The sequence below is a fragment of the Metabacillus sp. YM-086 genome, from assembly GCF_048059995.1.
GTDB classification, from domain to species: Bacteria; Bacillota; Bacilli; order Bacillales; family Bacillaceae; genus Metabacillus; species Metabacillus litoralis_B.
The window spans coordinates 1-13,240 of the sequence record NZ_JBLUOI010000105.1; the positions used below are offsets into that span (position 1 = coordinate 1).

The following is a 13,240-nucleotide window of genomic DNA, read 5'->3' on the forward strand; positions in this document are numbered from 1 at the left end:
GCACGCCGCCAGCGTTCGTCCTGAGCCAGGATCAAACTCTCCAATAAAGAGTTGATAAAGCTCATAATTAAATCTTTTTAAAACGTTGACGTTTCTGTTTTGTTTAGTTTTCAAAGAACTACTTTAGCTGAGGACTTCATCAGCGACAAAAACTATTGTATCAGGTAATTTCTCTGTTGTCAACTTCTATGAATCGTTTTTCTCAAGCAAGAAAACTTAATATCATATCTCGTAACAACAAATAATATCTTACCACTTCATTTCGTAGAAGTCAACACATTTTTTGAATTGTCATTCTAGAAAAATGCACTTCTATTCATGTCTCTAAAAACACGTTTTGAAGAGACGAATAACATCTTATCACTTAATTCAAATGAAGTCAATAAAATTTTTTGTGCATTTTAAATCAACAACTATAGATTTAAGATTATTTTCTTAAAAGGGAATAAACATAAGTATCATATGCTTTTCCACCCTGGTACATATACTCCTTTAATACCCCCTCTTTTTGAAAACCAGCTTTTACTAATAATTTATTCGATGCTTCATTTTCAGTAAAGACAACGGCACCGATACGATTTAAGTCTAGCTTTTCAAACCCGTAAGATATGACGATTGAAAGTGCTTCTGCGGTGTAGCCTTTCCGCCAGTGGCTTGGATGTATTTCGTAGCCTATTTCTGCTCGCTTATGTTTAGGAGACCAAGCGTTAAAGCCAATGGTTCCAATGATACCTTCGGCTTCTCTTCTTTCAATACCCCATCTTATGCCTCTTTTTTCTCTATAACTATTCGAGAAAAAATCTACGAAACTTTCTGCTTGTTCAATTCTTTCTAATGTTTCTTGTCCGTAAAAGCGTGTAACATTTTCATTCGAAAAACAAGCAAAAATCCCTTTTGCATCTTCTTTTGTTATTTCTCTTAATATTAGTCGATCTGTCCATAAAGTCGGAAACATATGAACACTCCCTCTATTTACTTATAAGATGTTGTCTCTTGATTTTGTTAGGGACAAATGAAACATTCCCTAAAACAATGCCGAATAAAATAATGAAAACTCCTACCCATTGTATCCATATCACTTGTTCTGATAAAACAATCATAGAAAGTAATACCGCTACTGGCAACTCAGAAGCAGTTAAAATCGAACCTGCTCCAGGACCTATTTGTGGCATACCTATTGAAAATAAAATTGGCGGAATCACTACGCCAAATAACCCTAAAAGAATTCCATAAGGAAAGATATCAATAAGAGTATGAGCTCCCATCCATGATAATGGATTAGTTATGACTAATACAATGATCATTGCTCCTGTAGAAAGCAGGGCGCTACGTTGTAAAGTAGGTACTTCATTTTCAACCAAACTGCTAATTAATAGGAAAAGTGAATATGATAATGCTGCAAGAATTCCCCAAACTATGCCTGCCATATCAATTGTTTTTTCTCCTGACGTAAATATGCCGGCTGCAAAGATCGAGCCAAGTAACACAATAATAATAGAAGATATCTTTTTCGTCGATGGTTTATTCTTTAACAACATCCATTCGACAATAGCTCCAATCCATATAAACTGAAATAAAAAGATAATAGCTAGTGAAGCATCTAATGTTTCTAATGAATAGTAATAAAAAATTCCTGTTAACCCCATGGGCGTACCACCTAGAAGTAACTTAGCCATTTGGCTAAAGCTTAGCTTTTGCTTGTGAACAAATAATGTAAGGATCCATATTATAATTGTTCCAATAATAAACTGACTACCTGTAACTTCAAACATATTAAATCCAGATTTATATGCAAGCTTTACAAAGGTTGAAAGGACTCCAAAACTGCAGCCTCCTAAAAATACACACAAAACATAAACCCATACTTTCATCTTGATTCTCCTTATTTAAGAATTTGGACAAATAAAAAGCCACACAACTATCCTCTTGGATAATTGTGTGGCGAAAAAAGAGATAATATCTTTAAAAATCCACATCATAAGAATTTTAGCTATTTATTTCAATCGTATTATAACAATTATACAGAAAAGATAATATATTTCATTATTTTATCAGGAAAAACCTCATTAAGTTTAAGAAATACAAATTTCTTAAGGTTTTAAAATAACTGTACCTATAGTTTTACGGGATTCAATTAGTTCATGAGCTTTTATAACTTCTGAAAAAGGAAAAACGTGTTTTATGTGTGGTTTTAATAAATTGTTCATCATTAATCCAAACATATACTCCAACCCTTCTCTTACCAACTCAGGTCGGTTAGATAATAAATGTGCAATATTAAATCCAATGATGGTTTTGTTGGAAAGTATATTGACTAAATTTAAACGGTCCCAAGCTTGTTCCTTTGCGCTCGATGATCCTATATATAATAGCCTTCCAAATTGACTAAGAACTTTAATACTTCCTTCCATTACATCTCCCCCCACTGATTCCAGTATTAGATCTACCCCATTACCATTAGTTGCCTTAAGTACTTCTTCTGGCCATCCTGTTTCACTGTAATTGATCCCAACATTTGCCCCTATCGAAAGAGCATAATCAATCTTCTCCTGAGAACTTGCCGTTGCAATGATTTTTTTTGCGCCAAATGCCTTTGCCATTTGTATGGCCAAGTTCCCTAACCCTCCACTTCCTGCATGGATTAAAACAATTTCTCCTTTTTTCATGTTTCCTACTGTTTTTAATGCATGATAGGCTGACTGACCTTGAGTTAGTAGTGTTGTGGCAATCATAATGTCGATCTGATCTAGTAAAGGAACTAACAAACCTTCTGGTACCGCTACATATTCTGCATATGAGCCATTAGGAATTTGCGCCATTACTTTTACCTGTTTGGAGATTGAAGTAACTCCATTGCCTACTTCAATTACTTTTCCACTAACTACTCCCCATTGTCCAATCGTATTGGGTAACTGAAGAGGAAAAGGATAAGTGCCTTTTCTTTGTTGTATTTCCGAATAATTGAGAGCAATATTTTCAACTTTAATAACCACTTCGTTTTCCTTAGGGACTGGCTTCTTAGTTTCCTCAATTTGTAAAACTTCTGGTCCACCAAATTCATATAATTTTACAATTTTCATTATTATCCCTCTTTGTATCATTTTATATATAACATGTTATATATAACAATATAAAATATTGTATTGCAGATTTCAATACTTTTTTGCAAAAAAAGGAAAATGAAAAAAAGCCAGCTATTTGCTGACTTTTTTCATATATTGAAACATATAAATTAATTTAAAACAGTTATACATTCTTCAGCCCACTCAATTTCAGCTTTTATCATCTTCATAGATTTTTTAACAGAAAAAGTCCAGTATTGTTTTTCACTTTGATAAGGTCCATTCTCGATACTTTCTATAACTTTTTCCAAGTAAAAAAGTGTTTCCTTTTTTTCTTTGATAAAAGCTTTTAACTGAAATATTAATTCATCTTTTTCAAGATGCGAACCAAAGAAGACTCTAAGACCTACTTCATCTTTAAAAATCGTATTAACATGATTTGGACCTTTATTTAACCACTGTAGAAATTCCCCTTCACCCTTTGGTGTTAACCTATATATCTTTTTATCTGGTCTGGCCTCTTGCTGTTCTACATAAGACAAAACACTTTCATTAGCTTCAAGCTTTCCTAAATCGCGATAAATCTGACTTAAGTGAGCAGGCCATAAACATTTTATTGTTGAATCAAACGCATTTTTTATTTCATACCCGGTCATGTCTTTATGAGTTAGCATTCCCAATATTGCATAAGAAATTGACAATTCCCCAACCACCTTTTAGTTCCTTACTAAAAGTTTTATACAACTTGATAAATAATGTCAAATTGTATATTAAAATAAAAATGTATTAATTAATAGGATAACAGCTTGTTAGATTTTCTATTACTTTATTTTATTAAAGGTAGCCTCTTTTAGTTGAACAAATCTTTGTTTATCAAATCCCTTCACAATCAACCAGACTGCTAAACTCATTTCATAAACACCAACAGGTAAAGCAATAAATCCTTTTACTGCTGAAAAAGGTTCCACTAAGCCAAACATTTCTAATAACCCGGCTATGAATACTAAAATAGCTGTTATCATCCCAAATATCGCCAGCTGTCTTGGTACCAAATTTGTTTTAAGAAGTAAATAACTATATAGAAAAGTATTTAAGCCTAACATTAAATTTGGTCCTAACAATGCAGTCCAACGGTAAAATGCTTGCAGCATTGATCCTACAGCAAAGAGATTCTCTGAACTACCCGTGTTTCCATTATTCATACTAATACTCAATAAACCTAATATACTGATCATACCGATAGAGATAAAAACAGCTTCCATAAATCGAAAACAAAGGTAACCTAAAGCAATATGTTCATTAAACCGGCGTATATATGGGAATAGCATTATTGCAGTTCCAACCACAGACACTACGAGCAAAAGGTCGTTAATTACTCCAATCAACACACGGCTTTCTACACCATTTGTCACAGCCATATACCCTTGTTCAGACATAACTGGCCCATATAAGATAACAGCTATAACTGAACTAATCGCAGCCACTATATAAAAAGCACCTAATATCTTTGCATTTATTTTGTCTTGTGACATTTCTTTTCCTCCTCAAAAATTTTCTATGCTATACTTAATAACGAACAATTCCGAATATTTTATAAAAGGAGTTATCATGGACTATTATGATGTAATAGAAAATGCCCTGATCTACATTGAAGATCATCTTCACCAACCATTATCATTGGAATCTGTTGCTAGTACCTTCCACATGTCAAAATTTTATTTTCATAGACTTTTTTCTGCCATGATGGGATCCTCACTAAATCAATACATACTATCCCGAAGATTAAATGCATCGCTAAGATTAATGTCAAACGAAAACCTTTCCTTAACAGATATTACTTATCAACTAAACTTTGGAACTCCATCATCATTCTCCCGTGCGTTCAAACGTCAATACGGTATAGCTCCAAGTACTTTCCTTAAAGGAAATGACAAAACGATCGCTCAAGTACCAATTCCTTCAGTGGTAAAAAGACCCCTGAAAAACATCAACGGCGATCTTGTCACTGATTTCACCCTAACTGAATTTGAGACAATTAGACTATGTGGGATAGCCTTTGAAGTTGATCTTACAACCGATTACAAGACAAAGATTCGCTCTTATTCAGAAACGCTACTAAATAACATTAATAACACAATTAATGGTTCTTGCTATGTTATCTATTCAAACTGTCAGCCAAATTCAACCCGTTTCAAGGTTTTGTTCGGTGTTCCATCCGATATCAAAATTGATCAACCTTATTTTTTCACAATTGATGTACCGGAACTCTTTTGTGCCAAGTTCAACTATTCGGGTGATATTCTGGATATAGGTGATATTCTAAAAACTGATTTTGCCAGGTTTTTAAAGATTTCTAAGCAAGAACCCGAGAATTCGGATATTGAGCTCATTCAAGTTTTTGATAACATTCACCATCTAAATTCGGCCTATCACATTTACACACCTATTAAAAAACTACCTATAGATTTTGATGACTAATCATGCTCCTTTCTTTTCATCAAGTTGTTTTATTGATATTAAGATATCATTGAAGAAGGGATAAGACTTTCCAAATCTTGCTTTATTTAGTAACCTGTCTGTCACATAATCAAACAGACAGGTTAAAAGTCTGTCTCTCTACGAAAAAACTTCTCCTGCAATCTCATAATAATTTTATTTCTCTACCACCAACAACAACCTTTCCCTATTCACTATTTAGAGTTAAAATAATATTGTTTTGTTGAAATAACATTATGTTAGAGAAAAGAAGGTACGATTAATTATGAAATATCTTTCTTCATCCGCAACAATCTTTGCATCTTTGCAATGGTTGTTTTTTATCTTTGCGAATACAGTCGTTGTACCAATTTCTATTGGGACAGCATATGAGCTACCATATGCTGAAATATCTGTTATCCTTCGTAGTTCTCTTATCTTTACGGGAATTGCGTGTTTATTACAGGGATTGATCGGACATCGTTATCCTCTGATGGAAGGACATTCAGGCGTTATGTGGAGCTTAATGCTTAATTTATCTATGATTGCCTCATCAACAGGTACAAGTCTTCAAGAAATCGGTGGAGGTATTGCAAGTGGTATGCTGCTTGCAGGGGTGGTTGTACTCATTTTAGGTTCACTAAGGTTAATATCTTATATTCAAAAAGTGTTCACACCTATGGTCATGAGTGTTTATCTGTTTTTATTAACCTTTCAATTAATTCTCATCTTTTTCAAAGGGATGTTAAAAATGACCCCTGAAGGAAAACTAGATCTCCCGATTAGTCTTTTTTCACTGGGGGTTGTTTTGTTAGTATTCTTGCTCAAAATTAAAGGAAAAGCAGTTATTAGTAACTTTGCCATATTAATTGGGATTGTGATTGGATGGATTTTTTATATAATCCTTTTCCCAGCAGAGCAAAATTTGATGACTCAATCAAGCACAGATTTACACCTCTTTCCTTTAGGAGCACCAAACCTGAATATAGGAATCATCGCTATTACCTTTCTAGCAAGTATAATAAACCTAAGTAATACGATTGCATCTGTCACGACATCGTCAGCTATGTTTCATGATGAATATTGTCAAAATCGTTTTGATCGTTCTTATTTACTTAATGGTGCTTATTCCATTGTCGCTGCTTTATTCGGATTAGTTTCTTACGCGCCCTTCGCTTCCTCAATTGGCTTTTTAGAGAGCACTCGGATCTTTCAGTTACGACCATATCTGATTGGCGGCGGGTTAATGATCTTGTTAGGAAGCGTTCCTTTTTTAGGGAACTTACTAGCAACACTTCCCGTTACAGTAGGAAATGCTGTACTGTTCGTGGCCTATTTTCAATTATTCGGAACTTCTTTAAGAAGCATCCGAGATCAAACGTTTAATTCTATTACCATTCACCGCTTAGCTGTTCCTGTTTTAGTAGGAGTTTGTATTATGAATATGGATCCGGAATTGTTCACCACATTACCAACATTAATTCGTCCTCTCATTTCGAATGGATTTATTATGGGCGTATTACTGTCCATCTTTTTAGAAATGTTTGTAAAATGGGAACCTGAAAAAATCTCAATGAATGAAGTAGAGGTCTAAATACAGAAAGCAGGTACGTTCGCTATAGAATGTACCTGCTTTTCTATTGACTTAAATTAATGAGACTTAAGGAACTCCATAAGACCCTTATCAGTTTCTTGAGATGCATGACCAAGCCAAATTAAGTGCCCCCATGTATCGAGTAGATATAATTTAGAAGAAGGAATGTTTTCATGTGCAAAGGAGGAATGCTCCAATGGAACAGAACCATCATGTTTACTATGCATAATGAGAGTTGGACAAACTATCGCTTGAAGGTGCTGAATAGACACCTCATTAACCTGAGCTAAGTCAATGAAAAAACCATAACGGGATCGCTGACGATTGTTCATTTTTCTTATAGCTTCAATATCTTCCTCGTTAAACTTTTCCTTTGCTTCTCGATATGACAGTTTACTAAATGACGGAAACATTTGCTTAAATATAAACCGCGGGAATAAATTATTCATAGAAGAAATAAGCTTCCATGTGTATTTTTCAGTATTGGGACGAAACAGTATTTTGGCAGCTTTATATTCTTTATCCTTTGGAGTAAGCCATTCTTTTGTAACTGCAGATTGTAACGTGAGTGTAGAAACATATTCTGGATAATGTGCAGCAAAATAGATTCCACTAGGACCACCTGCAGAGATGGCCAGTAAATGAACCTTTTTTATACTTAAATGATCTAATAGCTTACTGTAATATTCACACGACTTTGAAAGACTTGTTCCTATTTCCTTAGATGTTTCTCCATAACCTGCTCTTGAAGGGATAATGAAAGAAAAACCGTTATCAACCAGTCCCTTAACACCAAATTCTTCAAAACAGTTTGAATGTCCACCGTGGAATATAAGTACAGGCTCTCCCTCACCAAGTATAGAATATTCAATGCACATTCCTTCTGATGTATACTTTTCTATTCGTCTCTCCATTTAACCGTCTCCCTATCATGCATTCATAATCCAACTCAAGCTTCAACTTAACCTAGGAAGATTTCTCCAAAAGTGGATATTTTCCTCTTTTTATTAAAAAAGCACACTTCATTAAATGTCTCTACTTATTCTAAATTGACCCTTTCTTCATAACTCATCAATGTAAAATGACTATGAAGTTCCTTTTCACCAACTGATATTCTAATTGACAAGTCCTTCGTTCGTAAAACAAAATCTTTAACTCCTATAAATTCAGATTCTGCAATTAAATAAAATTCTGTACCCTTTTTCAACCCTTTATACTTTTTCTTCAGCTTATACACTTTCATCTTCTACCTAACTACTCCCTTTAAGAGACTCATCATCGAAAACAAAATGAGAGCTACGCATTTCTTATATACATTCCTTCACAATAGTATTTTTCAAAAATAACAACAGCCATTACAATTTCATTCAAATCTAAAGTGATTCCTAAGGAACTTTTTGCACATTTCTTCTTAAATGATCTTACCAGGAACTGGCGAAGAAAGATTGATCATTGTATAAGGCTCACCATACTCCATAGACGAATCAATAAACTGTTCCAGTAATTGATAGGATGCAGTCACCACCTTAACAAGATAACTATATTCCCCTGTCAGTCTATGACATTCAATAACGAGGGGACTCTCTTTACAGAATTCCCTAAATGCCTTGCACCTGTGGGTTTTAATTAATATAAATGCTCTAACTGTTTTTTGTAATTTTTCTGGATTAACTTGTGCCTTATATCCTTCAATAATGCCTTGATCTTCTAGCTTTCTTACCCTCTCGGTAACTGCAGGAACAGACAAGGAAACTTTCTGTCCTAACTCCGTCATTGAAATTCTACCTTCCACTTGCAAAATATCCAGAATTCTACGGTTAACATCATCCATAACTGTTCACCTTCATTTTTAATTTAAAATCAGATAATTTCCTTTTCTATTTAAGAATATCAGTCCAAACTCCTTAAAAAAAGCATGTGTTCTTAATTCTTTTTCAAATAAAATTAGCCTATATCATGTTAGGAGGTATTAATGATGAAATCAACTTGTGAAAAATGCGAAAAACCGATAACAAGTGATGCTTTTATATGTAGTTATGAATGCACGTTTTGCTTAGAATGCACGACTGAAGTGTCTTATATTTGCCCGAACTGCAGTGGGGAATTAGTAAAACGACCAAACAGTTAAGGCATTGTAAGATCACTAAAAAGTGAAAGGTGAATGGAAATGAGCAAAGCATTGATCATTATAGATGTACAAAAAGCATTTCAGGATCCTAAGTGGGGGAAACGAAACAATCCAGACGCAGAAAGTAAAATAAACAACCTATTACTTGAATGGAGAAAAAGAAAATTAGAAGTCATTTTTATTAAACATCTTTCTACTAATCCGTACTCTGTTTTTTATCATAAAAATGAAAGCTCACAGATAAATGACTTACTTTATCCGCTACCAACAGAAACTATCTTTACTAAAGAAGTTAATAGCTCCTTTATAGGAACATCATTGGAAGACTATTTGCATCAACTTAAAATCAATGAACTTGTCTTAACTGGTTTGACGACTCCACATTGTGTATCAACGACAGCAAGAATGAGTGGTAACTTAGGCTTCACAACTTATCTATTATCAGATGCTACATCAGCATTCGACCTAACTGACCACCTGGGAAACCGTATAGACGCTCAAACCGTTCATGATGTTTCTCTTGCAACAATTCATAATGAATTTGCCACTGTCATTACCACTGAAGATTATATAAAGCTTCTATAGATTTCCTATTATTAGATAAAAAACAAGCATCCCATTAGGAATAAGGATGCTTGTTTTTATGAGCCAGTAGAAGTACTGCTCGATCCGAAACCAGAGCTAGATTTTGTACTACTAGATGAGGATGATGAAGTAACCTTTGTGCTTGGCTTAGGTGTTGACTTAACAGCAGATTGAGCTGAAGTAGTCGGTTTCGTTAATTTCACTTTACCTGATGGCTTTGATTTTGCTGCATTTGCTACAAGGAAAATCCACCATGGAAACGAGCTCTCATTCGCATAGTAATTCGAATCTAAAGTAGATTCGCCATTTTCATAAATATCATCTAAAAAGGCAATTAGCTCTTCTTCTTGGTAATCCAGATTATTTTCTTCCATATAATCTTCCATCGCTTCTAAATCCATACCTGGATATTGAGATTGTAAATGTTCTAATTCAATTTCACTTTCCATCTCTACTTCTTCTTCTACAACTTCTTCGCTATATGTTGACGTTCCTATTTCTTCATCATAAAAGAATTGTTCCTCTTCTATAACCATTTCTTCCTTTGTACTACAAGCACTTAAGGCAACAGCAGCAGATAAAATACCGCCCATTAATGTTTTTGTTTTTGACAATGTGATCCCCCTTACTAATCATTGAAAATTAAATTCAAGATCATTGCTACTAAACTCAAATTCCTCAATTCCATATAAAGTTTGTTCCAGCCATATTCAGTTTGTATTTACTCTTCTCTCGCTTCTCTAAACGGCTCGCAAAAGAATTAAGGAACTAAATAATTGTTCTTATTAAATAGTACGATCTTTGAGTGATAAAAGTTTCAAGAACGAAACAATCAAAAGACCGTAAAAACTTAGCAAATTTCAAAACAATTCGACAATCCCATTTTTCAATTTTACCATATATTATCCAACCCTATGGTGCAGCTTTGCTAATTATCACCACTAAATAACACTGAAGGTAAACCTTATTATTACAAAAAATGTCCCCTCATATAAGAGTTACTTTTGTGAGCAGATTTAACTTTTCCACATATATGTACGTACAATAAAGAGCACTTAGTTGATTCTTAATTTCATAGCCTGGCTAACAAAGAAAAGAGCTATCCATGTGGAATGCTCTTCAAGTGTTAAATAAGGTTGTTTAGATTATTTATTATTAAAGGTAACAATGACAAATCGATGCTCATAGTTTAGTATATATCCGTTTCTTATTAACTCATCATAAGCATTCACTAGCTGGTTAAAGTTATCCTTTACATTAAATCCTGGAAATTCCCATTCTATCACTTTCGCATAATAAATAAGAGCTTCCATATTAAAAAACTTTTGAAATGGAAAGTATTCATCAGCAAACTTAATGTCAAAGTTATTCTCTTTTAAATCTAGTAATGTATTTCTTAAATTTAAATCCTCATATTTTGGCATAAAGTTTGGAATTAGCATATTTGATAATCGGTTTCCATTTTTCCCGCCTACCTGTTGAGTAATGAATACACCACTAGGTTTTAGAACTCTTTTAACCTCTTCAATATTAAATGATTCATGTCTATTGATGATCATATCAAAACAATTGTCAGCATAATCAATTATGTCATCATCAATTGAAACAAGTTTTATCCCTAAAGGCACCAATTTGCTCCTTAAAAGATCAATATTAGGTTTCCATCCTTCTGTTACGGACGTTTTACTATAAGGATGATTTAAGGTAAGAAGAAATTCTCCTCCTCCAGTACCCATATCAAGCAATTCTAAATCCGATGACAAATAATTTTTTACGATGTCTGCATAATCCCATGGAAGAAATTCATTTTCCCAGCTTTCCTTTATATATGAAAAATCCCAACCGTCAAAGTTAATTGTTTCATATTTTAGCCATTCTTCTATTAACTCATTTTTATACATCATAACTATTCCCCCACTAATTTTATTTTCATGTGGACGATACAGTTAACTGATAGAAACTGAGGTTAATCTCGATACAGTTCTATCAGATTCACTAACTGTATCGAGTAATTAATTCGTTTCATGTTATAAATATTTCTCCTTTCCTCAAATCTTTCATGTGAAATAAAAGGCCACATATCGATGTTTTTCATATGTTAATACAACCTTTCACATTAAAAAGTAAACCGAATATGACTACTTCTCTACTTCTCTACTTCTCTACTTCTAAGGAAAATTTCAAAATAAATTGGGATTGAACCTTTTTGCTAGTAACAAATTGGCTTGTTTCGGATCAATATCGTGTACCAATAATTCCTCAGTACCTGATTTGGCCAAAATCAAACGTTCTCCTGACGGTGAGATTAAAGCAGAAGTGCTCTTTTGATTTTTCAAGGCATAATTAACACTAGCAAAATAAATATTATTCTCTAAACTTCTACACACCATAGCATTATTGAAAAAATCCGGATTGTTTACGTCCCCTGTAAATTGCGGATGAAAAACAATACTCGCATCCTGACGAGCAGCCCATCGCACAGTCTCAGGATACCGCCAACCTTCGTGACAAATAACAATACCAAATTTCATATTGTTTATCTCAAAGATTCTTCGACCCTTACCTGGAACATACCCGTACATATCTTCTCCTGGATCAATTTGATTTTTTGTCTGATATCCCATGATCTCACCATTGTTTCCAATTACAAAAGCAACCAAATGTAATCCCTGTTGATCTTCCCATTCCATAGGCATAATAACGGCTATTTTAACTTGTCTAGCAATATGACAAATCTCCTCTAAAGCTTTACTCTGAAAGCAATGATTATACTCCTCAACCTTATAACCAACTCCTCTTAATCCAGGAATAATTGATTCAGGAAAACAAACTAGATGGCAGCCCTTTTTACCGGCTTCATATATCATTTCCCTAACTATCTTTATTCCATCTGTTACAGAATTCGGAAACCTAGTTTGTGCTAACCCTATCTTCAAAATTTGATCTCTCCTATTACTATTGGTTTAGTTTGATAAATCCAAATATGCACCTTTTATTATTATGGATTTATTATATACTACTTCCAATAAGAGGAAAGAAAAAAATCACTTTAGTTGCTTTCTTTGTATACAAAAAAAGATCAGCATCTCTACTGATCTTTTCCTCAACTTACTTGGCGACGTCCTACTCTCACAGGGGACCCAACTACCATCGGCGCAAGAGCTTAACTTCCGCGTTCGGACTATCAGCTTGCAATAAGCCACAAAAAGTGTCGTTCATAAGGGAATGAACAAAAAAAGTGATTGGAAAAAGAACGTGTAGTGTCGTTCATAAGGGGAATGAACGACAAAAGTGGTTAGAAAAGAGCTTGTAGTGTCATTCATAAGGGGAATGAACGACAAAAGTGGTTAGAAAAGAGCTTGTAGTGTCATTCATAAGGGGAATGAACGACAAAAG

At 34.0% G+C, this 13,240-nt stretch carries 15 protein-coding genes; 4 read left to right on the top strand and 11 right to left on the bottom strand.

Annotation, left to right across the window (positions count from 1 at the left end):
- Positions 1-427: 427 nt before the first annotated feature.
- The 5 genes from ACEWK1_RS25150 to ACEWK1_RS25170 form a co-directional block, all read right to left on the bottom strand.
- A complete protein-coding gene (locus ACEWK1_RS25150; protein ID WP_121663448.1) occupies positions 428-955 on the bottom strand; it encodes a GNAT family N-acetyltransferase in 528 nt (175 codons plus the stop codon).
- A gap of 13 nt (positions 956-968) precedes the next feature.
- On the bottom strand, positions 969-1,871 hold the full coding sequence (locus ACEWK1_RS25155; RefSeq protein WP_212138801.1) for an EamA family transporter: 903 nt from the start codon (positions 1,869-1,871) through the stop codon (positions 969-971).
- A 219-nt stretch (positions 1,872-2,090) separates the two neighbouring features.
- Positions 2,091-3,080, bottom strand: coding sequence for a quinone oxidoreductase family protein (locus tag ACEWK1_RS25160; RefSeq protein ID WP_212138800.1), 990 nt, complete (start codon positions 3,078-3,080; stop codon positions 2,091-2,093).
- 152 nt (positions 3,081-3,232) lie between these two features.
- Entirely contained in the window at positions 3,233-3,763 is a 531-nt protein-coding gene (locus tag ACEWK1_RS25165; protein WP_212138799.1) for a PadR family transcriptional regulator, read from the bottom strand.
- Between the two features lie 120 nt (positions 3,764-3,883).
- Positions 3,884-4,594, bottom strand: coding sequence for a DUF4386 domain-containing protein (locus ACEWK1_RS25170; protein WP_212138798.1), 711 nt, complete (start codon positions 4,592-4,594; stop codon positions 3,884-3,886).
- A 76-nt stretch (positions 4,595-4,670) separates the two neighbouring features.
- On the opposite strand from ACEWK1_RS25170, the gene ACEWK1_RS25175 reads away from it, so the two are divergent.
- Together ACEWK1_RS25175 and ACEWK1_RS25180 are read left to right on the top strand one after the other, a co-directional pair.
- The gene (locus ACEWK1_RS25175; RefSeq protein ID WP_212138797.1) at positions 4,671-5,540 is read left to right on the top strand and encodes a helix-turn-helix domain-containing protein; all 870 of its coding nucleotides are present in this window, start codon (positions 4,671-4,673) and stop codon (positions 5,538-5,540) included.
- A 283-nt stretch (positions 5,541-5,823) separates the two neighbouring features.
- Positions 5,824-7,131 carry a uracil/xanthine transporter gene (locus ACEWK1_RS25180; protein ID WP_212138796.1) on the top strand — a complete coding sequence of 436 codons (1,308 nt, stop codon included), beginning with the start codon at positions 5,824-5,826 and terminating at the stop codon, positions 7,129-7,131.
- A 56-nt stretch (positions 7,132-7,187) separates the two neighbouring features.
- Here the strand turns inward: ACEWK1_RS25180 and ACEWK1_RS25185 are convergent, their stop codons facing one another.
- The 3 genes from ACEWK1_RS25185 to ACEWK1_RS25195 form a co-directional block, all read right to left on the bottom strand.
- Positions 7,188-8,045: an alpha/beta fold hydrolase gene (locus ACEWK1_RS25185; protein ID WP_212138795.1), complete on the bottom strand. Its 858-nt coding sequence runs from the start codon at positions 8,043-8,045 to the stop codon at positions 7,188-7,190.
- A gap of 125 nt (positions 8,046-8,170) precedes the next feature.
- Entirely contained in the window at positions 8,171-8,374 is a 204-nt protein-coding gene (locus tag ACEWK1_RS25190; protein ID WP_121663454.1) for a hypothetical protein, read from the bottom strand.
- A 168-nt stretch (positions 8,375-8,542) separates the two neighbouring features.
- Positions 8,543-8,962 (bottom strand): Lrp/AsnC family transcriptional regulator, encoded by a 420-nt coding sequence (locus tag ACEWK1_RS25195; RefSeq protein WP_121663455.1) that lies wholly within the window; start codon positions 8,960-8,962, stop codon positions 8,543-8,545.
- 144 nt (positions 8,963-9,106) lie between these two features.
- On the opposite strand from ACEWK1_RS25195, the gene ACEWK1_RS25200 reads away from it, so the two are divergent.
- Together ACEWK1_RS25200 and ACEWK1_RS25205 are read left to right on the top strand one after the other, a co-directional pair.
- The gene (locus ACEWK1_RS25200) at positions 9,107-9,259 is read left to right on the top strand and encodes a DUF1272 domain-containing protein (RefSeq protein ID WP_212138794.1); all 153 of its coding nucleotides are present in this window, start codon (positions 9,107-9,109) and stop codon (positions 9,257-9,259) included.
- A 33-nt stretch (positions 9,260-9,292) separates the two neighbouring features.
- Positions 9,293-9,844, top strand: coding sequence for a cysteine hydrolase family protein (locus ACEWK1_RS25205; RefSeq protein ID WP_212138793.1), 552 nt, complete (start codon positions 9,293-9,295; stop codon positions 9,842-9,844).
- Between the two features lie 56 nt (positions 9,845-9,900).
- Here ACEWK1_RS25205 and ACEWK1_RS25210 read toward each other — a convergent pair whose 3' ends face one another.
- The 3 genes from ACEWK1_RS25210 to ACEWK1_RS25220 all read right to left on the bottom strand — a co-directional run bounded on the left by ACEWK1_RS25210 (position 9,901) and on the right by ACEWK1_RS25220 (position 12,780).
- Positions 9,901-10,458 (bottom strand): hypothetical protein, encoded by a 558-nt coding sequence (locus ACEWK1_RS25210; protein ID WP_212138792.1) that lies wholly within the window; start codon positions 10,456-10,458, stop codon positions 9,901-9,903.
- Between the two features lie 531 nt (positions 10,459-10,989).
- Positions 10,990-11,748 (bottom strand): methyltransferase domain-containing protein, encoded by a 759-nt coding sequence (locus ACEWK1_RS25215; RefSeq protein ID WP_212138791.1) that lies wholly within the window; start codon positions 11,746-11,748, stop codon positions 10,990-10,992.
- Between the two features lie 276 nt (positions 11,749-12,024).
- Positions 12,025-12,780 (bottom strand): carbon-nitrogen hydrolase family protein, encoded by a 756-nt coding sequence (locus tag ACEWK1_RS25220; protein WP_121663459.1) that lies wholly within the window; start codon positions 12,778-12,780, stop codon positions 12,025-12,027.
- Positions 12,781-13,240 lie beyond the last annotated feature (460 nt).

Coding starts and splice junctions, on each gene's coding strand:
- ACEWK1_RS25215 (WP_212138791.1), bottom strand. CDS start 11,748: ATGATGTATAAAAATGAGTTAATAGAAGAATGGCTAAAATATGAAACA.
- ACEWK1_RS25175 (WP_212138797.1), top strand. CDS start 4,671: ATGGACTATTATGATGTAATAGAAAATGCCCTGATCTACATTGAAGAT.
- ACEWK1_RS25155 (WP_212138801.1), bottom strand. CDS start 1,871: ATGAAAGTATGGGTTTATGTTTTGTGTGTATTTTTAGGAGGCTGCAGT.
- ACEWK1_RS25205 (WP_212138793.1), top strand. CDS start 9,293: ATGGAAATGAGCAAAGCATTGATCATTATAGATGTACAAAAAGCATTT.
- ACEWK1_RS25185 (WP_212138795.1), bottom strand. CDS start 8,045: ATGGAGAGACGAATAGAAAAGTATACATCAGAAGGAATGTGCATTGAA.
- ACEWK1_RS25195 (WP_121663455.1), bottom strand. CDS start 8,962: ATGGATGATGTTAACCGTAGAATTCTGGATATTTTGCAAGTGGAAGGT.
- ACEWK1_RS25150 (WP_121663448.1), bottom strand. CDS start 955: ATGTTTCCGACTTTATGGACAGATCGACTAATATTAAGAGAAATAACA.
- ACEWK1_RS25170 (WP_212138798.1), bottom strand. CDS start 4,594: ATGTCACAAGACAAAATAAATGCAAAGATATTAGGTGCTTTTTATATA.
- ACEWK1_RS25190 (WP_121663454.1), bottom strand. CDS start 8,374: ATGAAAGTGTATAAGCTGAAGAAAAAGTATAAAGGGTTGAAAAAGGGT.
- ACEWK1_RS25180 (WP_212138796.1), top strand. CDS start 5,824: ATGAAATATCTTTCTTCATCCGCAACAATCTTTGCATCTTTGCAATGG.
- ACEWK1_RS25200 (WP_212138794.1), top strand. CDS start 9,107: ATGAAATCAACTTGTGAAAAATGCGAAAAACCGATAACAAGTGATGCT.
- ACEWK1_RS25160 (WP_212138800.1), bottom strand. CDS start 3,080: ATGAAAATTGTAAAATTATATGAATTTGGTGGACCAGAAGTTTTACAA.